The organism is Streptomyces sp. NPDC079020 (assembly GCF_044542225.1).
Taxonomy (GTDB): Bacteria; Actinomycetota; Actinomycetes; order Streptomycetales; family Streptomycetaceae; genus Streptomyces.
Window position 1 is genome coordinate 23,974 of sequence record NZ_JBITUB010000003.1, and the last position, 18,481, is coordinate 42,454.

18 protein-coding genes are annotated in these 18,481 nt (G+C 71.3%); 5 read left to right on the forward strand and 13 right to left on the reverse strand.

Going from position 1 to position 18,481, the window contains the following annotated elements; translation table 11 throughout:
• Positions 1–124 precede the first annotated feature (124 nt).
• A complete protein-coding gene (locus ACIGJO_RS07150) occupies positions 125–856 on the forward strand; it encodes a phosphatase PAP2 family protein (protein ID WP_399953341.1) in 732 nt (243 codons plus the stop codon).
• A gap of 193 nt (positions 857–1,049) precedes the next feature.
• On the opposite strand, the gene ACIGJO_RS07155 is transcribed toward ACIGJO_RS07150, so the two are convergent.
• Both ACIGJO_RS07155 and ACIGJO_RS07160 read right to left on the reverse strand, forming a co-directional pair.
• The gene (locus tag ACIGJO_RS07155) at positions 1,050–2,699 is read right to left on the reverse strand and encodes an FAD-binding oxidoreductase (RefSeq protein WP_399953343.1); all 1,650 of its coding nucleotides are present in this window, start codon (positions 2,697–2,699) and stop codon (positions 1,050–1,052) included.
• Between the two features lie 166 nt (positions 2,700–2,865).
• Positions 2,866–3,096, reverse strand: a complete 231-nt coding sequence (locus ACIGJO_RS07160; protein ID WP_399953346.1) for a hypothetical protein — start codon at positions 3,094–3,096, stop codon at positions 2,866–2,868.
• Positions 3,097–3,271: 175 nt separating this feature from the next.
• Between ACIGJO_RS07160 and ACIGJO_RS07165 the strand changes: the two genes are divergently transcribed.
• Positions 3,272–4,129 carry a hypothetical protein gene (locus tag ACIGJO_RS07165; protein WP_399953349.1) on the forward strand — a complete coding sequence of 286 codons (858 nt, stop codon included), beginning with the start codon at positions 3,272–3,274 and terminating at the stop codon, positions 4,127–4,129.
• A 218-nt stretch (positions 4,130–4,347) separates the two neighbouring features.
• Complete coding sequence (locus ACIGJO_RS07170) at positions 4,348–4,626, forward strand: hypothetical protein (protein ID WP_399954570.1); 279 nt, start codon at positions 4,348–4,350, stop codon at positions 4,624–4,626.
• A 33-nt stretch (positions 4,627–4,659) separates the two neighbouring features.
• On the opposite strand, the gene ACIGJO_RS07175 is transcribed toward ACIGJO_RS07170, so the two are convergent.
• Positions 4,660–5,013: a metal-sensitive transcriptional regulator gene (locus tag ACIGJO_RS07175; RefSeq protein WP_399954508.1), complete on the reverse strand. Its 354-nt coding sequence runs from the start codon at positions 5,011–5,013 to the stop codon at positions 4,660–4,662.
• A gap of 231 nt (positions 5,014–5,244) precedes the next feature.
• On the opposite strand from ACIGJO_RS07175, the gene ACIGJO_RS07180 reads away from it, so the two are divergent.
• The gene (locus ACIGJO_RS07180; RefSeq protein WP_266932334.1) at positions 5,245–5,865 is read left to right on the forward strand and encodes a DUF47 domain-containing protein; all 621 of its coding nucleotides are present in this window, start codon (positions 5,245–5,247) and stop codon (positions 5,863–5,865) included.
• Positions 5,866–5,870: 5 nt separating this feature from the next.
• A complete protein-coding gene (locus ACIGJO_RS07185) occupies positions 5,871–6,869 on the forward strand; it encodes an anion permease (protein WP_399953352.1) in 999 nt (332 codons plus the stop codon).
• 160 nt (positions 6,870–7,029) lie between these two features.
• Here ACIGJO_RS07185 and pstB read toward each other — a convergent pair whose 3' ends face one another.
• From pstB to ACIGJO_RS07235, 10 genes are all read right to left on the reverse strand, one after another.
• Positions 7,030–7,806 carry a phosphate ABC transporter ATP-binding protein PstB gene (pstB, locus tag ACIGJO_RS07190; protein WP_399953355.1) on the reverse strand — a complete coding sequence of 259 codons (777 nt, stop codon included), beginning with the start codon at positions 7,804–7,806 and terminating at the stop codon, positions 7,030–7,032.
• A 43-nt stretch (positions 7,807–7,849) separates the two neighbouring features.
• Complete coding sequence (gene pstA, locus ACIGJO_RS07195) at positions 7,850–8,932, reverse strand: phosphate ABC transporter permease PstA (protein ID WP_399953358.1); 1,083 nt, start codon at positions 8,930–8,932, stop codon at positions 7,850–7,852.
• Complete coding sequence (gene pstC, locus ACIGJO_RS07200) at positions 8,929–9,921, reverse strand: phosphate ABC transporter permease subunit PstC (protein ID WP_399953360.1); 993 nt, start codon at positions 9,919–9,921, stop codon at positions 8,929–8,931. Before pstC ends, pstA begins: the two co-directional genes overlap by 4 nt.
• 258 nt (positions 9,922–10,179) lie before the next feature.
• Positions 10,180–11,319: a phosphate ABC transporter substrate-binding protein PstS gene (gene pstS / locus ACIGJO_RS07205; RefSeq protein WP_399953362.1), complete on the reverse strand. Its 1,140-nt coding sequence runs from the start codon at positions 11,317–11,319 to the stop codon at positions 10,180–10,182.
• Positions 11,320–11,847: 528 nt separating this feature from the next.
• On the reverse strand, positions 11,848–12,309 hold the full coding sequence (locus tag ACIGJO_RS07210; protein ID WP_399953365.1) for an NUDIX hydrolase: 462 nt from the start codon (positions 12,307–12,309) through the stop codon (positions 11,848–11,850).
• Positions 12,306–13,373, reverse strand: coding sequence for a CHAD domain-containing protein (locus ACIGJO_RS07215; RefSeq protein ID WP_399953368.1), 1,068 nt, complete (start codon positions 13,371–13,373; stop codon positions 12,306–12,308). Before ACIGJO_RS07215 ends, ACIGJO_RS07210 begins: the two co-directional genes overlap by 4 nt.
• Positions 13,342–15,588, reverse strand: coding sequence for an RNA degradosome polyphosphate kinase (locus tag ACIGJO_RS07220; protein ID WP_399953371.1), 2,247 nt, complete (start codon positions 15,586–15,588; stop codon positions 13,342–13,344). Before ACIGJO_RS07220 ends, ACIGJO_RS07215 begins: the two co-directional genes overlap by 32 nt.
• Before the next feature lie 509 nt (positions 15,589–16,097).
• A complete protein-coding gene (locus tag ACIGJO_RS07225; protein ID WP_399953374.1) occupies positions 16,098–17,153 on the reverse strand; it encodes an ABC transporter permease in 1,056 nt (351 codons plus the stop codon).
• A complete protein-coding gene (locus ACIGJO_RS07230) occupies positions 17,150–18,052 on the reverse strand; it encodes an ABC transporter ATP-binding protein (protein ID WP_399953376.1) in 903 nt (300 codons plus the stop codon). The genes ACIGJO_RS07225 and ACIGJO_RS07230 overlap by 4 nt, the downstream gene beginning before the upstream one ends.
• The gene (locus ACIGJO_RS07235) at positions 18,049–18,459 is read right to left on the reverse strand and encodes a GntR family transcriptional regulator (protein WP_399953379.1); all 411 of its coding nucleotides are present in this window, start codon (positions 18,457–18,459) and stop codon (positions 18,049–18,051) included. Before ACIGJO_RS07235 ends, ACIGJO_RS07230 begins: the two co-directional genes overlap by 4 nt.
• Positions 18,460–18,481: the final 22 nt, after the last annotated feature.

Sequence of the window (18,481 nt, forward strand, 5' to 3'; positions counted from 1 at the left end):
GCACGGTGACGTGACCGCAGGGCCCGACCCGCGGTATCCGGATCGCACCGAACACGGGGGTTCGACCAATGCGGCGTGCACGGACGCGCGCCGCGGCAGCAGACAAGGCAAGGGGCCGCAGCAGATGGCTGGACTCGCACTCGATGGGTCGAACCCCGACGTCAGCCTGCTCTACGACATCAATGGGCTGGCGAAAGCCGCTCCCACCTGGTTCGACCGGGTCATGGAGTTCGTCGGTGAGTACGGGATCATGCTCGGCATGGTCCTGGTGGCCCTGTGGTGCTGGTGGAGCGTTCGCCGGCGCGGTACGGCCGAGGACTCGGTGACCGCTGTCGCCGGCCTCGTCTGGGCTCCGCTCGCCGCCGGAATCGCGCTGCTCATCAACATCCCGATCCGGGGGTTCGTGGAGCGGCCGCGTCCGTTCAACGACCACGACGGGCTCGATGTGCTCGTGAAGGGCAAGACGGACTTCTCCTTCGTCAGCGACCACGCCACCATGGCGATGGCCATCGGCGTCGGACTCTTCGTGGCCAACCGGAAGTTCGGGTTCGTAGCCCTCGGCCTGGCGCTCGTCGAAGGGTTCTGCCGTGTCTACATGGGCGTGCACTACCCCACCGATGTGATCGGCGGCTTTGCTCTCGGCACGGCCGTGGCCCTGCTGCTCGCGCCGCTCGCCATGGCCTTGCTGACCCCGCTGGTGACCGCCGTCTCCCGGTCGGAGCGGGTCGGCGTACTCGTACGGTCCCGGCGTCCCCTCGCCGGTCCTGCCGATGGCCGCGAGGACGCGCTCGGGATTCCCGAGCCGCGGCCGGGGTCCGGACGCGGTGCCGCGGGGGAGAAGGACCTGGCGGCCTGACCGCCTGACCGCCGGGGCCCGGAGGTTCTGGGCCCCGGAAGTCCTGGGTCGGGCTCTGGGCCTGGATGGGCCTGGGCCCCGGAAGTCCTGGGCCCCGGAAGTCCTGGGCCCGTAGTCCTGGGCCCGGGTGGGCCTGGGCGTCACAAGGCTCCGGAGAGACGCACGGTCCCGGAGTTCTGAAGGCCCCTGCGTCTCACAGCGCGTGGGGGAACGTGAACAGGCCCGCCGGGTCGTACTGCTTCTTCAGGCGTGACAGCCGGTCCGCCGCACTGCCGTAGTAGGCCTTCCGCCAGTCCGTCAGCAGAGGGTCCGGATAGTTCTGATAGGCCTCGCCCGATGCGTACCGGCGCAGCGCTCCATGGGTGTTTTTCAGCCACTCCTGTTGCACGGTACCGGAGCTGTCGGGGCGCCAGGAACCGATGTACTGGGCGAGCATCCGTGAGCCGCGGTGGACGAACGCGGTCTCCTGCGGGCCGACCCGGTTGATGGCCCCGCCGAGCGCGGTCAGCGAGAGGGAACCGCTGCCTCCGCCCTGTTCCCGCCCCGCGCCGATCCGGGTGAACGCCTCCGTCCGGTCGATCAGGGCGCGCAGGCCGGCCGGGGGGAGCGAGCCGGTGAAGAAGTCGGAGGCGGCGCTGTACGTCTCGCGCTGGAGGGCCCCGTCCGCCGTACGGCCCGGTGTCGTACCCGGCAGATGGCACTGCGCGTCCGTGAAGCCCGAGCAGCCCGCGTACACGAGCATCGCCTCCTGGTAGCTGCGGCTGCGCAGCGATACGGAGGAGGCGGAGGCGCCCGCCCGGTCGGCGAGGCGGTCGACGGCGTTCTGCAGGTCCCCGTATGTACCGAGGCTGAACGCGGCGACCGTGAGGGTGGGGGTGGCGCCGCCCGGCCCCGCGGCGAGGTGGGCGGAGGACCAGATCTCGTCCGGCTGGTCCGGACCCCATGACTGCCAGGCGGCGAGGACCGCCTGCGCGCGGGACCAGGGCCAGCTGAGGTAGGCGCTGACCGTCCTGGGGGCCGGCCGGGTGCGGAAGCGGAGTTCGGTGACGACTCCGAAGTTGCCGTTGCCCGCGCCGCGCAGGGCCCAGAACAGGTCCTGATGGCGGGAGGCGTCCGCGGTGACCGTCCGGCCGTCGGCGGTGATCAGTCTGGCGGAGGTCAGGCTGTCGCAGGTCAGGCCGTACGCGCGGGAGGCGACGCCGTGTCCGCCGCCCAGCGTGAGGCCGGATACGCCGACCGTGGGACAGGAGCCGCCGGGGATCGTCCGGCCGTGCCGGGCCAGGCCCTGGTAGACATCGATCAGCCGGGCGCCCGCGCCTATGGTGCTTCCGGTGCCGTCGCGCTCGACCCGGGCGAGCGAGGAGACGTCGATGACGAGGCGGCCGTTGCCGCTGGACCAGCCCGCGTAGGAGTGGCCGCCGCTGCGTATCGCCACGGGGGTGCCGGTCCTGCGGGCGAAGGCCAGGCACTCGCGGATGTCGTCCTCGTGTTCCGCGTACGCCACGGCCGCCGGTTTCAGACCGTCGAACCGGGTGTTGTAGAGCTGTCGGGCCGTGCCGTACGCGGAGTCGCCGGGCCGTACGAGGGGTCCGTCCAGGCTGCGGGCCAGGGCCGGCCAGTCGGCCGGGGAGGCCGGGGCGGAACCCGGCGGGGCGGGTGTGGCCGTGGTGGGGCGGGCGGTGGCCGAGGCGCCGCCGGGGCCCGGACCGGAGCCCCCGCCGGTGGACCCGCCCGCGCCGGGGCCGTTGTCCGGGGCCTCGCAGGCGGTGGCGGTGGCGGTGAGCGCCGCGGCCAGGCCGGTGCCCAGCACGGTGCGGCGGCTCGGCGCGGTGGGGGCGTTCATGGGGGACCTCCGGATCGGGGGACCGCCGGGGCGGAGCCTCCGGCCGGAAACGTACGGCTGTCCAGGAGCGTGCGGGGCGTCAGGAAGCGGCGGGGAGTCCGGGAGCGTGCGGGGAGCCGGGGAGCCGGGGAGCCGGGGAGCCGGGGAGCCGGGGAGCGCCGGGGTGTCAGGGAGCGGTGCGGTGCTGTTCGGCGTCGGTGCGGGCCCGGTCCCGTGATCTGCGGGCCGGCCCCGACCAGCCGCAGCTGCAGCGGGCCAGGCAGAACGAGCCCCGTTCGACCGTCGAGGTGCTGTGTCCGGCGGGGTCCGGCGGGGGTGCGGTCTGCCGGTGAGCGAGGGGCGTCACGGTGGTGGATGCCGCGGTGACGGGGGTGTGGGTGGGGGGTTCCTCAGGCACGCGTCCACGGTACTGGGGGCAGTCCCGATGCGGGAGGGAGCGGGCCGATCGCCCGGGGTGGCGGGGAGGGGCGCGGCGGGGGCGCGCCGGGGCGGCGTGACGGGGGACCGCGGTGGTCGTTATGCGGGGCGGGTGAGGGCTCGGTCGGGCAGTAGTCGTTGAGGGTTGGCAGGCGATGGTGGTGCGGCAGCACAGGTGTGGAGGCGGGGCCCTGGCGGTCCGCGCCCTGGCGGTGGCGGGTGTGATGGCGGTGTCCGCCGGGTGTTCGGGCGGCGACGGTGGCGAGGGGCAGCCGGGGGCCGGGGGCGGCGCGGTCTCGGCGGGACGTCCCGCCGATGTGCTCGGACAGGCGGCCGATGTGCTGGCCGAGTCCGGCGGGGCCGAGACCCGTACGTCGATGGAGACGGCGGTCGGCGGGACCCGGGTGACGATCAGGGGCCAGGGGATGTACGACTTCCGCAGACAGCTCGGGCAGATCAAGGTCGTGCTCCCCAAGGACGCCGCGGGGGCCGAGGGGCACCGGCCGATCACCGAGCTGCTGGCCCCCGGGGCGCTCTACATGAAGAACCGCGGCGCCGGAGTCCCCGACGACAAGTGGGTCAGGGTCGACACGACGGCTCTGGACGACGGCAATCTCCTCACCGGCGGGGTCACCGATCCGATGGCCGCGGCGGAACTGCTGCGCGGTGCGCGCGGGGTGACGTACCGGGGGGAGACGGAGCTGGCCGGGGTGACGGTGCATCACTACCGGGGCACCGCCGACCTGGGCCGGGCGGCGCGGGCGGCCTCCCCGCAGTCGCGCGGTGCGCTGGCCGCCGCGGCGAAAGGGTTCAGCAGGGACGCCGTCCCTTTCGACGCCTATCTGGACGAGGAGGGGCGGCTGCGCAAGGTGCGCCACCGCTTCACCTTCGCCGCGCAGGGGCCCGAGGTGTCCGTGGTGTCGACGATGCTGCTGTACGGGTTCGGGGTGCCGGTCACCGTGATGCTGCCGGACGACGACGACATCTATACGGGGGAGATCAGGCAGGGCTGAGCGCCGAGGGCTGAGCGCCCGGCCGGGCCCGGCCCCGCCCGCCCGGTCCCGCCCGCCCGGTCCCGCCCGGCCCGCGAACCGGGGTACGTGCCCGCCGTGTGCGGGGTCCGGTTGGGTGGCCGAAATGGTCCGTCCGTGCCATGCACATCGACCGTCCCGCTCCTTACGCTGGGGGCAGGTGAGCCAAGGGTCGGCGACGGCAGAGAGAGGTGACGCGGGTGGTGACGCTCAGCGCTCCGAACGCTCAGGACTGTGTGGCTCTCGCCGAGATCGAACTGTGCGGCGAGCTGATGATCGCGGCCTCGGCCACCCGTGAGGAACGCCTCAGTCCCGACCGTATCGACGAGGTGCTCGACGTGCGCGGAAGCGTACGGGCGGACGGACGGGGTGACGTGCGGGGAGACGCGCGGGCGGACGTACGGGGAGACGTGCGGGCGGACGCGCCGTGCGCCGGGCACCGGACATCGGTCCCCCGGCAGGGCTGCCGCCGGGGGTGACATCCCGCACGTCGTGGTTCCTCGTCCACCGGCTCAGGTGCGGAGCAGACGGGCGATCGCCTTCGTGGCCTCCTCGACCTTCGCGTCGATCTCCTCGCCGCCCTTGACCGAGGCGTCGGCGACACAGTGGCGCAGATGCTCCTCCAGCAGCTGGAGCGCGAACGACTGCAGGGCCTTGGTGGAGGCCGAGACCTGAGTGAGTATGTCGATGCAGTAGACGTCCTCGTCGACCATGCGCTGGAGGCCGCGGATCTGGCCCTCGATCCTGCGCAGGCGCTTGAGGTGCTCGTCCTTCTGGTGGTGGTAGCCGTGGATACCGCGGTCGTGGTCGGTGACGACCTCGGCGGTGCCCGCCGCCCCGCTCTCCGTGGCCTCGGTCGTGGTCATCGCGTCCGTCATTGCGTCCTCCCGTTGTCCTCTGAGCTGTGTCTTGCCTGCGTCTTATCTGCGTTCGATATACCCCTGCCGGGTATATCGTAACGAATCCAGCCGAAACGTGACCGGGGGTCCGTGCTGATCACTGTGCCTGATGGGCGACACTGAGAATGCCGGTTAGCCGTGGCCGGATGATGCGCCTAGCATCAGCCTGACCGAATCCAAAGCACCCGAGGACCCCACGTGCGCTTTCGTCTGACCCCCAGGGAGACGAGCTTCTACGACATGTTCTCCGCGTCTGCGGACAACATCGTCACGGGCTCGAAACTCCTCATGGAACTGCTCGGGGCGGATTCTGCCTCCCGAGTCGAGATCGCGGAGCGTATGCGGGCAGCGGAGCACGCGGGGGACGATGCCACCCACGCGATCTTCCACCAGCTCAACTCCTCCTTCATCACGCCGTTCGACCGCGAGGACATCTACAACCTCGCTTCGTCGCTCGACGACATCATGGACTTCATGGAGGAGGCCGTCGACCTGGTCGTGCTGTACCAGGTCGAAGAGCTCCCCAAGGGTGTCGAGCAGCAGATCGAGGTCCTGGCCCGTGCGGCGGAGCTGACCGCCGAGGCCATGCCGAGCCTGCGGACCATGGAGAACCTCACCGAGTACTGGATCGAGGTCAACCGTCTGGAGAACCAGGCCGACCAGATCCACCGCAAGCTGCTCGCCCACCTCTTCAATGGCAAGTACGACGCCATGGAGGTCCTGAAGCTCAAGCAGATCGTGGACGTACTGGAAGAGGCGGCTGACGCGTTCGAGCACGTCGCCAACACCGTGGAGACCATCGCGGTCAAGGAGTCCTGAACCTCGTGGACACCTTTGCGCTGATCGTGACCATCGGTGTCGCGCTCGGCTTCACATACACGAACGGCTTCCACGACTCGGCGAACGCCATCGCCACCTCGGTCTCCACCCGGGCGCTGACCCCGCGGGCGGCCCTGGCCATGGCCGCCGTGATGAACCTCGCGGGTGCCTTCCTGGGCCAGGGGGTCGCCAAGACCGTCAGCGAAGGCCTCATCGCCACGCCCGAGGGCCAGAAGGGGATGGGCATCCTGTTCGCGGCGCTGGTCGGCGCGATCATCTGGAACCTCGTCACCTGGTACTACGGCCTGCCGTCCTCGTCCTCGCACGCGCTGTTCGGCGGCATGGTCGGTGCGGCACTGGCCGGCGGGACGATGGTGCACTGGGACGGGGTGCTGGAGAAGGTCGTCATCCCGATGTTCCTCTCGCCGATCATCGGTCTGGTCGTCGGCTATCTGGTGATGGTCACCATCATGTGGATATTCCGGAACGCCAACCCGCACAAGGCCAAGCGCGGCTTCCGGATCGCGCAGACGGTCTCGGCGGCGGGCATGGCGCTCGGGCACGGCCTCCAGGACGCCCAGAAGACGATGGGCATCGTCGTGATGGCGCTCGTCATCGCCGATGTCGAGGGACCGAACGACGAGATCCCGGTCTGGGTGAAGATCGCCTGTGCGCTGATGCTCTCGCTCGGTACGTACGCGGGCGGCTGGCGCATCATGCGTACGCTCGGCCGCAAGATCATCGAGCTGGACCCGCCGCAGGGCTTCGCGGCCGAGACGACCGGTGCGTCGATCATGTTCGGCTCGGCGTTCCTGTTCCACGCGCCGATCTCCACGACGCATGTCATCACCTCGGCGATCATGGGTGTCGGTGCCACCAAGCGGGTGAACGCGGTGCGGTGGGGCGTGGCCAAGAACATCATCCTCGGCTGGTTCATCACCATGCCGGCCGCGGCGCTCGTCGCCGCGCTGAGCTACGGCGTCGTGGTGCTGCTCTTCGGCTGAGAGCCGGTACCCGGCGTCACCCCGTTGCCCCGCCGTTGACACGTGATACCCGGCGGCCGTACGGAAATGGGTCCGCCCCCGTTCTCTCTCCGGAGATCGGGGGCGGACCCTTTTGCCTTGTGGTGGCACCGCCATGCAGCACCGCAAGGCCGTCTGTGGGTTATCCGAAGCGGCCGGAGATGTAGTCCTCCGTCGCCTGGACCGACGGGTTGGAGAAGATCCGCTCCGTCTCGTCTATCTCGATGAGCCGGCCGGGCTTGCCCACCGCCGACAGGTTGAAGAACGCCGTGCGGTCCGAGACACGGGCCGCCTGCTGCATGTTGTGCGTCACGATGACGATCGTGAAGCGCTCCTTCAGCTCGCCGATCAGGTCCTCGATGGCGAGGGTCGAGATCGGGTCGAGCGCGGAGCACGGCTCGTCCATCAGCAGGACGTCGGGCTCGACCGCGATGGCGCGGGCGATGCACAGGCGCTGCTGCTGACCGCCGGAGAGGCCGGAGCCCGGCTTGTTCAGCCGGTCCTTGACCTCGTTCCAGAGGTTCGCGCCGCGCAGGGACTTCTCGACCGTGTCGTTCAGCTCGCTCTTGCGGTAGCTGCCGTTCAGACGCAGGCCCGCCGCGACGTTGTCGAAGATCGACATGGTCGGGAACGGGTTCGGGCGCTGGAAGACCATGCCGACCGTGCGGCGCACGGTGACCGGGTCGACGTTCGAACCGTAGAGGTCCTCGTCGTCCAGCAGCACCTTGCCCTCGACGCGGCCGCCGGGGGTGACCTCGTGCATCCGGTTCAGGGTGCGCAGGAAGGTGGACTTGCCACAGCCGGAAGGGCCGATGAACGCGGTCACGGAGCGGGGCTCCACGGTCATCGAGATGTCCTCGATGGCCTTGTGGCTGCTGTAGTAGGCGGTCAGTCCGCTGATGTCGATGCGCTTGGCCATGGTGAGAATCACTGCTTCTTTCGGGAGGTCGCTGGTGGCCGCGTCAGCGACCGGTCTTCGGGGCCTTCCAGCGGGCGATGCCGCGGGCCACGAGATTGAGGATCATGACGAAGGCGATCAGCACCAGGGCAGCGGCCCACGCACGGTCGTACGAGGCGGGCTCGCCGACCTTGTACTGCTCCCAGATGTAGAAGGGGAGCGAGGACTGGGCGCCTTCGAAGGGGTTCGGGTTGATCAGCTGGCTGCCGAAGACCAGCAGCATGATCGGCGCGGTCTCCCCCGCGATACGGGCGATGGCGAGCATGACGCCGGTCGTGATGCCACCGATCGCCGTCGGCAGGACCACCTTCAGGATGGTGCGCCACTTCGGGATGCCGAGGGCGAGGGAGGCCTCGCGGAGCTCGTTGGGGACGAGCTTGAGCATCTCCTCGGTGGAGCGGACCACGACCGGGATCATCAGGATCGTCAGGGCCAGCGCGCCCATCAGGCCGGAGGGCTGGAGCTCGGCCATCAGCATGATCGACAGGATGAAGAGGCCGGCCACGATGGACGGGATACCGGTCATCACGTCGACGAAGAAGGTGACGGCCTTGGCGAGTGCGCCCTTGCCGTACTCCACCAGGTAGACGGCGGTCAGCAGGCCGAGCGGGGCGGAGATCGCCGTGGCGATGCCGACCTGCTCCAGGGTGCCGATCAGCGCGTGGTAGACACCGCCGCTGGCCTCGGAACCGAGCACTCCCGCCATGGAGTGGGTCAGGAAGTAGAAGTCCAGGCGCTCGGCGCCCCGGCTGATCGTGGTCCAGAGCAGCGACGCCAGCGGAACGACGGCGATCAGGAAGCAGACCCACACGACGCTGGTGGCGAGGCGGTCCCTGGCCTGGCGCTGGTTCTCGACAACGGTGGTCACCACGTACGAGATGGCCAGGAAGAGCAGGGCGGAGATCAGCCCCCACTGGATGCGGCTGTGCCAGCCGGCCGCCAGCCCGATTCCCACACCGAGGGCGAGGGCGACGGCGGCGAAGCCGAGCGGGGCCAGACGGGGCAGGGTCTTGCTGCTGAGGCTGTTCTTCGGCGCGGTGGGCACGGGCTTCGGGCGTTCCTGGACGCCGGTCGGTGCGTGGCTCATGCGTTGGCCCCCGAGTATTCCTTGCGGCGGGCGATGATGAGCCGGGCCGCGCCGTTGACCAGCAGGGTGAGGATGAAGAGGACGAGTCCGGAGGCGATCAGGGCGTCGCGCCCGAAGGCGTCGGCCTCGTCGAACTTCGCGGCGATGTTCTGGGCGAACGTCCCGCCGCCCGGGTTGAGCACATGCAGCGAGATCAGGAAGCTCGGCGACAGCACCGTGGCGACGGCCATCGTCTCGCCGAGCGCCCGGCCCAGTCCCAGCATCGACGCGGAGATCACGCCGGAGCGGCCGAAGGGCAGTACCGAGAGGCGGATGACCTCCCAGCGGGTGGCGCCGAGGGCGAGCGCGGCTTCCTCGTTCATCTTCGGGACCTGGAGGAAGACCTCGCGGCTGACGCTGGTCACGATCGGCAGGATCATGATGGCCAGCAGAACGCCGACGGTGAAGAGCGAGCGGGCGACGCCGACCTCGGTCTTCTCGAAGATGTACGTCCAGCCGAAGAACTGGTCGAGCCAGAGGTTGAGGCCTTCGAGGTACGGCACGAGGACGAGCGCGCCCCAGATGCCGTAGACGATGCTGGGTACCGCGGCGAGCAGGTCGACGACGTAGGCGAGGGGGGCGGCCAGCTTGCGCGGCGCGTAGTGCGAGATGAAGAGGGCGATGCCGACGGCGACCGGAACCGCGATGATCATCGCGATGACCGAGCTGACGACGGTGCCGAAGAGCAGGACCGCGATACCGAAGACCGGCGGGTCACCGGCCGGGTTCCAGTCGAAGGTCGTGAGGAAGTTGCCCTCGTCCTTCGAGATGGCGAGGACGGCGCGGTAGCTGAGGAACACGGCGATCGACGCCATGATCACGAGCAGCAGAATGCCCGAGCCCCGCGAGAGGCCCAGGAAGATCTTGTCGCCCGCGCGCCCGGTGGACCTGGGGCGCGTCCGGGGCGTCGGCGGGGCCGGTGGTGTGTCTATCGGTGTGGTGGTAGCCATGGTCTTTCCGGTCTGTGTGGGGGAGCTTGCGCTCCCCTGGCGGCGGTGCACCGGATGGGTCGGGCGTATGGGGGGTGGTGCGGCGGGCCGGTCCGGAGGGGTGCGCCGGGCCGGCCTGCCGCGTGTCACGTACTGCGGTGGTGCCGTGCGCGTGTGTCGCGGTGCGCGTGCACCGCGGTGGTGCCGGGTGTCACGTGGTGCCGGGTCTCACGTACCGCGGTGCGGGTTCCCGTACCGCGGCACGCGGGTGCCGTTCGGTCAGGAAAGGCTGCCGATGGTCTCGCGGACCTTGGCGTTGATCTCGGCGGGGATCGGGGCGTAGCCGGCGTCCGTGAGGACCTTCTGGCCCTCGTCGGAGGCGGTGTAGGTCAGGAAGGACTTGACCGTGCCGAGGGTGTCGGCCTTGTTGCCGGCGTCGCAGACGACCTCGTACGTCACCAGGACCAGCGGGTAGGCACCCTCGGCCTTGGTGGTGTAGTCCAGGTCGAGCGCCAGGTCCTTGCCGGTGCCCTTGATCTTGGCGGCGGCGATGGCCTTGGAGGCGTTCTCCGAGGAGGCCTTGACCGGGGTGGCGCCACCGGTGTTGATGTCGACGGTGGTGATGTCCTGGGACGAGGCGTAGGAGAGCTCGAAGTAACCGATCGCGCCGTCGACCTGCTTCACCTGGGCGGCGACGCCGGAGGAGCCGGACGCGGCCTGGCCACCGGGGGCCGGCCACTTCTTCTCGGCCTCGTACTTCCAGTCGCTCGGGGCCGCGGCACCGAGGTACTTGCCGAGGTTCTGCGTGGTGCCGGAGTCCTCGGAGCGGTGGAAGGCCTGGATGGCCTTGTCCGGCAGCTTGGCGCCGTCGTTGAGCTTGGCGATCGCGGGGTCGTTCCACTTCTTGATCTTGTTGTCGAAGATCTTGGCGAGCGTGGGGGCGTCCAGCGTGAGGCTGTCGACACCCTCCAGGTGGAAGCCGATCGCGATCGGGCCGCCGACCATCGGGAGGTTGATGCCCTGGCCGGTCTTGCAGGTCTTCTTCGAGTCGGCGACCTCTTCGGGCTTCAGCGCCGAGTCGGAACCGGCGAAGCCGACGGTGCCCTGGTTGAAGGCGATGATGCCCTCGCCGGAGGAGGAGGACTTGTAGTTGATCTCCACATCGGAACAGGCGGCCATGTAGTTCTTGACCCAGAGGTCCATGGCGTTCTTCTGCGCGCTGGAGCCGGAGGCGCGCAGCTGGCCCTTGGCGCCGTCGCACTTGATGTTCGACGCCGCGCTGGTCTTGCCGCCGCCGCCACCGGTGCTGCCGTCGCCGCTGTTGTCGTCCGAACCGCACGCCGTGAGGACCAGGGCGCCGGAGACGGCGAGGGCACCGAGCGCGGTGGCACGAAGCCGGTTCTTGCGCTGAAGCTTCACTTTCGGGTGTTCCTTCCAGGAGCCGCCGTGGTCTGTTCGTTCTACGACGGCGTGCGATGAGGAGTGGTGCCGCGGCTTGGCGCCGCGCACCGTGTACGTCCGAAATTAAGCAGAACAGGTGAAGCGGCCTACGGGAGAGGGTGAACGGAAGGTGAACCGTGTCGGACGGGCGGGGGGTGGCATGCGGGGCGCCCTCCTGAGGGTCCGCCCGGGGCGCCGAAAAGTGAGGAAGGGCGCACCGGAAGAGCTGCCTGGAGCGGTGGTGGTGAAAGCGGTGGGGCAGGGGGGTGAGGAGGGCGGCGCGGGGGTGGTGAAGCGGTCGTGCGGGGCGGTGCGGGCGGTGCGGGTGGTGCTAGCGGTGGTGCGGGTGGTGCTAGCGGTGGTGCAGGTGGTGCAGGTGGTGCAGGTGGTGCAGGCGGTGGTGCCGCGGTCGCGGGGGCCGGCGCCGGCTGCGGGCGCGGCGCGGGGCGTACGCCAGGTGTCGGCGCGGGCGCCCGGCGTGCGTCAGGTGTCGGCGCCCGGCGTGCGTCAGGCGTGGGGGAGCAGCTTCAGGAGGGCGTCCAGCTGGTCGCGGTCCCGGGCGCGGGTCAGACGGTCGCGGGCCGCCCCGGGCGAGAGCCAGGCGAGGCGGTCCACCTCGTCGTTGGGGGCGAAGGCGCCGCCGGTCGCCTCGGCCGCCCAGTACGCGACCTCCTTGGGCCGGCCGTTGACCAGGTACCGGGATGTCGGGAGCCGGTCCCCCGGGGCGCAGTGGTGGCCGGTCTCCTCCAGCACCTCGCGCAGGGCGCCGTGCAGCGCCGCCTCGCCCCGTTTCAGCTTGCCCTTGGGGAACGACCAGTCGTCGTAGCGGGGCCGGTGGACCAGGCAGATCTCCAGCCCCCCGCCGTACGGGGAGCGGCGCCAGAGCACGCAGCCCGCCGCCAGCACCGGCGCCGGGTCCGTGCCGGCCGTGTTGGGGCGGTCGTGCGCCGGGCCCGTGCCGGTCGTCATGGCGCGGTCACGGCCGCCGCGTACGGCCATGCCTCCCGGAACGCCCCGCGCGCCGCCTCCACCCCGTGCCGCTGGTCCGCGTGGAGCACCCCGAGGGCGTACGCCGTCGCCGGGGCGATCCGCGGGGTACGGGCCGCCGCTGCCGCCGCCGAGGCCGCCTCCGCCGCGTCCCGGTGCAGATCGAGGGCCTGCCCCGCCCCGGTCAGGACCGGATCGGGGGCGCCCAGGACCACCTCGTGCGCGTACCGGTGCAGCCGCAGCAGCAGGCGGGCCTGGTGCCAGGGCGCGTCCTGCGCCTCGTTGTACGGCTCGGCGCGCTCGTCGGGTGGCAGCGCCGCCACCGCACCGAGCAGCCGCTGCTCGGCCCGTTCGGCCGGCTCCAGGAGCGCTTCGGGAACCGGAGCCGAGGTTCCGCCGGCCAGCGGGACCTCGGAGGCCAGCAGCGCGACGGCGTCGGCGACCGCGTGGAAGCGGGAGGAGCCGAGCGCCTGCAGGGCCGCGGAGTGGGCGCGGGTCCGGGCGAGCGTCAGCTGGCGCTCCAGGAGTGCTCCGGCGCGCGCCGCGCCGACACCCAGTGCGGCCCGCTCCTGCCCGGCGGCTCCGGAGGCTGCCCCGGAGGACGAGCCCGGGGCGGTGGGCCGCGGGGGCGTGGCGCTGCCACCGGCGCGCGCCGGTGGCAGGGCGGCGCCCGAGAGCCGGTGCAGGGCGTCGAGCAGCCGGACGAGCCGGGTGGAGTAGGCGTGCTCCCGGGCGAGCGTGCCGGAGAGCCAGGCCAGTTCCGTACGGAGCTGGTCGGCCCAGACCGGGTCGAGCACGCTCCGGAAGGTGTGCAGCGAGCCGCTGATCCGGCGGGCGGAGCGGCGCAGCGCGCTCGCGGCCTCCTCGGCCCCCCGTGCCCCGGGGTCCGTGGGGGCGCTGTGCTCGCGGTGCAGGCGCAGGCTGCGCAGGAAGTCCGCTGCCTGCGCCCGGAGATAGGGCGCGAGGACGGCTTCCGCGGTCAGGTCCGCGGGGGCCTGCGTCGTCGTCTGGTGGTCAGGGCGTCGCACGCCGGCGCCTCCGGGCATCAATGAGCATTTCCTGTACGTGCCGCAGCGGCTGGCCCTCCGCGTCCATGGCGTGCCGGGTCCAGTTGCCGTCGGGGCCGAGGTGCCAGGAGGCGGTGGTGTCGGCCATACCGGTCTCCAGGAGTCGGCTGAGCGCGGCGCGGTGGGCGGGGTCGGTGACCCGGACCAGTGCTTCGATCCGGCGGTCGAGGTTGCGGTGCATCATGTCGGCGCTGCCGAACCACACCTCGGGTTCGCCCCCGTTGCCGAAGGAGAAGACCCGTGAGTGTTCGAGGAAGCGGCCCAGTATCGAGCGGACCCGGATGTTCTCGGAGAGGCCGGTGACACCGGGGCGTATCGCGCAGATGCCGCGTACCCAGATGTCGACCGGCACGCCCGCCTGCGCGGCCCGGTAGCAGGCGTCGACGATCGCTTCGTCGACCATCGAGTTGACCTTGAAGCGGACGTAGGCGGGGCGCCCGGCGCGGTGGTGGGCGATCTCCTTGTTGATGCGGGCGATCAGGCCGTCGCGCAGGGACTTCGGGGCGACCAGGAGCCGGCGGTAGGTCTCGCGGCGCGAATAGCCGGAGAGCCGGTTGAACAGGTCGGAGAGGTCCGCCCCGACCTGCGGGTCCGCGGTGAGCAGACCGAGGTCCTCGTACAGCCGGGCGGTCTTGGGGTGGTAGTTCCCGGTGCCGACGTGGGAGTAGCGGCGCAGGGTGTCGCCCTCCTGTCGGACGACGAGCGACAGCTTGCAGTGGGTCTTCAGCCCGACGAGGCCGTACACCACATGGCAGCCCGCCTCCTCCAGCTTGCGGGCCCATTTGATGTTGGCCTGCTCGTCGAAGCGGGCCTTGATCTCGACGAGTACGAGGACCTGCTTGCCGGACTCGGCCGCGTCGATCAGGGCGTCGACTATCGGGGAGTCGCCGGAGGTCCGGTACAGCGTCTGCTTGATCGCCAGGACGTCCGGGTCGCCCGCCGCCTGTTCCAGGAACGCCTGGACGGAGGTGGAGAAGGAGTCGTACGGGTGGTGGAGCAGGACGTCCCGTTCGCGCAGGGCGGCGAAGATGTCGGGCGCCGAGGCGGATTCGACCTCGGCGAGATCGCGGTGGGTGCCCGCGATGAACTTGGGGTACTTCAGCTCCGGCCGGTCCAGCGAGGCGATGGCGAACAGACCGGTCAGATCGAGCGGTCCGGGCAGCGGGTAGACCTCCGCGTCGGACACCTTCAGCTCGCGTACCAGCAGGTCCAGCACGTACGGGTCGATGGACTCCTCGACCTCCAGGCGGACCGGCGGGCCGAAGCGTCGCCGCATGAGCTCCTTCTCCAGGGCCTGGAGCAGATTCTCCGCGTCGTCCTCCTCCACCTCCAGGTCCTCGTTCCTGGTGACCCGGAACATGTGGTGGGCGAGGACCTCCATGCCCGGGAAGAGCTCTTCCAGATGGGCGGCGATGACGTCCTCGATGGGGACGTACCGCTGCGGGGACGCCTCCAGGAAGCGGGTCAGCAGCGGCGGCACCTTGACCCGGGCGAAGTGGCGGTGGCCGCTGACCGGGTTGCGTACGACGACGGCGAGGTTGAGCGAGAGCCCCGAGATGTACGGGAAGGGGTGCGCCGGGTCGACCGCCAGCGGGGTCAGCACCGGGAAGACCCGCTGGCGGAAGAAGGTGAACAGGCGGGCCTGTTCCTTCTCGGTCAGTTCGGGCCAGCGGATCAGCTGGATGCCCTCGTCGGACAGGGCGGGAGCGATGTCCTGCTGGTAGCAGGCGGCGTGCCGCGCCATGAGTTCGCGCGACCGGGTCCAGATCAGTTCGAGGACCTCGCGGGGCTGCAGCCCGGACGCGGAGCGGTTGGCGACGCCGGTGGCGATACGGCGCTTGAGCCCGGCAACCCGGACCATGAAGAACTCGTCCAGGTTCGAGGCGAAGATGGCGAGGAAATTAGCCCGTTCGAGTACGGGCGTCGCCGGATCCTCGGCCAGTTCGAGGACGCGTTCGTTGAAGGCGAGCCAACTGCGTTCCCGGTCGAGGAACCGGCCCTGGGGAAGTTCGTCGCCGTCCCGGTCGGGTTCGTAGGCGTCCGCGTCGGCGTCGAGGTCGGGATCCAGGTCGGCGGCGGTGGAGAAGCCCACGTTGTTGGACGGAGCGGTGGCATGCGGCCGGTGCGCGGCGAGGGAACCGACCGACGGCTGGACGGGCTGGGCGGGGACCTCGGAGCTGGGCTGCTGGCTCATGTATCCATTCTTCCGCGCGGAAGGGCCTCCAGGCGCGTCGGAGCCGGGAAAGATCGCGGAAGGCCCGGGGAAGCCGCGTCCGGTTCCGGGCTCCGGTCCGGGCCCGGAACCGCGGTCGGGGCCGTGCTCGGTTCCGGGCGCTCTCCCCGGTTCCTTCCGGGCGGCTCTCCCGTTGCGGGGGGTGGGCACAGCTGGCTGCATCCAGTGAGGGTCGCAAGCGTGTCTGAATGGCCGGTAACGGCGACATGACATGCAGGAAGCGGTGTGCCTGCCGGTGGGTCCTGCCCAAGGACCCGGTGAGGTCTCCGGTGGGACGCGCGGGAGCGCGCGGCGGGACCCGCCGGAGGCCCGCGGCGGGACCCGCGGAAGCGCGCCGCGGGACCCGCCGGACGCCTGCGGCGGGACCCGCCGGAGGCCCGCGGGGGCCGGTCCGCCCACACCGTACGCGCCCGCCGTCCGGGGCCACCCCGTGCGGGGCCCGGACGGCGGGCGGGAGCCGGTGGCCCTTCTCAGCCGTGCAGGCGGCGCAGCACCCGGAAGGCGGCGAACACGGCCAGGGCGGCGAGGGCGAGCAGGATGCCCGTCTCGACGAGCTGGAGGGGCCAGAAGTGGGAGGACGGGTGGGCATCGGTGAACGGGGTGACGCCACCGCGCTCGCGCATACATATGGACAGATCCTCGCCGGACGTTGCCCCGTCGGCGCAGTCGTTCCAGTACACCGCCTTGCCGGAGGCGGTCAGCATGCCCGAGTCGATGAACCAGGCGAAGTCGTCCGAGCCCTTCTTTCCCGTGACCCGGACGACCGGCCACAGGTGTTCGCGCAGCTGCGTCAGCGTCACGGCGACGGCGCCGACCAGGAGCGCGGTGACCGCCATGGCCGGCAGGGTGCGGCGTACGAGTACAGCGACGAGCGCGCCGAGGGCCACGGCCAGCAGGGCGTATCCCAGCGTGACCGGGCCGCTGCCGAGGTAGACGTCGCCCGCGTACCAGCGCAGGTCCCAGGAGTACGGGTTGTCCTGGAGGCCCGTCCAGCCCCAGCGGTACACGGGCACCACCACGGCGGTCGCGGCCGTGGCCAGGACCACCGGGACGGCGATGCGCGCGGTCAGCCACCGGGAGGGGGCCACCGACTGGGTCCACGCCATCCTGAACGTGCCGCTCTCCAGCTCCCGGGCGATGAGCGGGCCCGCGACGAAGATACCGAGCAGCCCGGCGAGCAGCAGCGTCGCGGTCCCGCCGTCGGCGAGGAACGTCGTGGCGCTGGTACGCGCGTAGGTGGTCCGGTACACGTCGTCGCCGCAGGCGGTGATGTCCCCGTCGGGGCAGCGCTCCTGGCCGGCCGCGGTCGCGACCCAGATCCGCAGGCCCACGACCGCGCCGATACCGAGCAGGAGCAGCGCGCCCGCGATCCAGAGGGGGCGGCGGTGCACGCGGAGCAGCACGCGGACGGGGCCGGAGAGCGGGCCGTCGGCGCGTGCGCCGTCGGGTACGCCGGTGCGCGCGTCACTGGCGGGCGCACCGGGTGCGCCGGGCTTGCCGGGTTCGTGCCGGGTGAGGGTGCTCATGCCGAGGCCACCGCCTTCCGGGACATGGGGCCCGTCGCGCTCGGGGTGAGCAGCGGCGGGGCCTCGGGTGCGCGGAGGTGTGCGAGCAGCAGTTCCTCCAGCGAGGGTTCCGTGATGTCCCAGGCGGTGTCGTCCACCGGGCCCTCCTTCCGTACCAGTGCGGTGAGCTGACGCCCCGTCGTGCGTGACTCGACGACGGTGTGCGGGGCCAGGTCGCGGATCTGGCCGGTGAGCAGGGCGTGCGCGGTGACGATGTCCTCGGTCTCCCCGCCGAGGCGGATCCGGCCGCCGTCGACGAGCAGGAGGTAGTCGCAGGCGCCCTCCAGCTCGGTGAGGATGTGCGAGGACATCACGATGGTGGTGCCGTGCTCGGCGGCCTCGGCCATCAGGACGCCCATCAGCCGGTGGCGGACGAGCGGGTCGAGATCGGCCATCGGTTCGTCCAGCAGCATCAGTTCGGGCCGCTTGCCGAGCGCGAGGGCCAGCGCGAGCCGGGTGCGCTGGCCGCCGGAGAGCGAGCGGACCCTCGCCTCCCCCGGGAGGTCCCCGACGACGCGCTCGGCGGTGTCCGGGTCCCAGGTGGCGGGGTTCAGCGCACGGCCCGCCCGCAGGGTGTCCCGTACGGTCAACTGCGGGTACAGCGGCTTCTCCTGGGCGACGTACGCGATCCGGTCACGGGCCTCGACGGGGGAGGCGCCCAGGACGCGCAGCGTGCCCTCGTCCGCCCGGCGCAGCCCGGCCGCCAGCGTGAGCAGCGTGGACTTGCCGGCCCCGTTGGGCCCGACGAGCGCGCAGACCCGCCCGGCGGGCAGCCGGAACGTACAGTCGCGCAGGGCCCATCGGCTCTTCCGCCCGTACCTCGTACCGAGGCCGTCCGCCTCGATCGCAGCGCCTGTCATGAGTGCTGGTCCCCCTCGAATGTGCTGTCCAGTACGGCGGTGAAGAGCGCGATCGCGTCGTCCTTCTCCAGCCCGGCCTTCCGGGCCCTGCGCGTCCACTCGGCGAGATCGGCGCGCAGCGGTGCCTCGGCGCCCGCCGCGGCGCTCCCGAGGGTCCGGCGGACGAAGGTGCCGAGCCCGCGCCGGGCCTCCACCAGCCCTTCGCGCTCCAGTTCGCGGTAGGCCTTGAGCACGGTGTTCGGGTTGATGGCCGTCGCCTCCACCACTTCGCGGGCGGTGGGCAGCCGGTCGCCCGGTTCCAGGACGCCCAGGCGCAGGGCCTGTTTGGTCTGCTGGACGATCTGGAGGTACGTGGCGACGCCGCTGCGCCGGTCGATACGGAACTCGACCGCTGCGGACTCTGCCATGTGCACCACCCTTTCACTAATT

What these genes read in the sequence shown, in the direction of transcription:
- ACIGJO_RS07150 (WP_399953341.1), top strand. Translation starts at nt 125, where the DNA reads ATGGCTGGACTCGCACTCGATGGGTCGAACCCCGACGTCAGCCTGCTC.
- ACIGJO_RS07165 (WP_399953349.1), top strand. Translation starts at nt 3,272, where the DNA reads ATGGTGGTGCGGCAGCACAGGTGTGGAGGCGGGGCCCTGGCGGTCCGC.
- ACIGJO_RS07220 (WP_399953371.1), bottom strand. Translation starts at nt 15,588, where the DNA reads ATGAGCCAGCAGCCCAGCTCCGAGGTCCCCGCCCAGCCCGTCCAGCCG.
- ACIGJO_RS07155 (WP_399953343.1), bottom strand. Translation starts at nt 2,699, where the DNA reads ATGAACGCCCCCACCGCGCCGAGCCGCCGCACCGTGCTGGGCACCGGC.
- pstB (WP_399953355.1), bottom strand. Translation starts at nt 7,806, where the DNA reads ATGGCCAAGCGCATCGACATCAGCGGACTGACCGCCTACTACAGCAGC.
- ACIGJO_RS07210 (WP_399953365.1), bottom strand. Translation starts at nt 12,309, where the DNA reads ATGACGACCGGCACGGGCCCGGCGCACGACCGCCCCAACACGGCCGGC.
- ACIGJO_RS07225 (WP_399953374.1), bottom strand. Translation starts at nt 17,153, where the DNA reads ATGAGCACCCTCACCCGGCACGAACCCGGCAAGCCCGGCGCACCCGGT.
- pstC (WP_399953360.1), bottom strand. Translation starts at nt 9,921, where the DNA reads ATGGCTACCACCACACCGATAGACACACCACCGGCCCCGCCGACGCCC.
- ACIGJO_RS07215 (WP_399953368.1), bottom strand. Translation starts at nt 13,373, where the DNA reads ATGCCCGGAGGCGCCGGCGTGCGACGCCCTGACCACCAGACGACGACG.
- ACIGJO_RS07175 (WP_399954508.1), bottom strand. Translation starts at nt 5,013, where the DNA reads ATGACCACGACCGAGGCCACGGAGAGCGGGGCGGCGGGCACCGCCGAG.
- pstA (WP_399953358.1), bottom strand. Translation starts at nt 8,932, where the DNA reads ATGAGCCACGCACCGACCGGCGTCCAGGAACGCCCGAAGCCCGTGCCC.
- ACIGJO_RS07235 (WP_399953379.1), bottom strand. Translation starts at nt 18,459, where the DNA reads ATGGCAGAGTCCGCAGCGGTCGAGTTCCGTATCGACCGGCGCAGCGGC.
- ACIGJO_RS07230 (WP_399953376.1), bottom strand. Translation starts at nt 18,052, where the DNA reads ATGACAGGCGCTGCGATCGAGGCGGACGGCCTCGGTACGAGGTACGGG.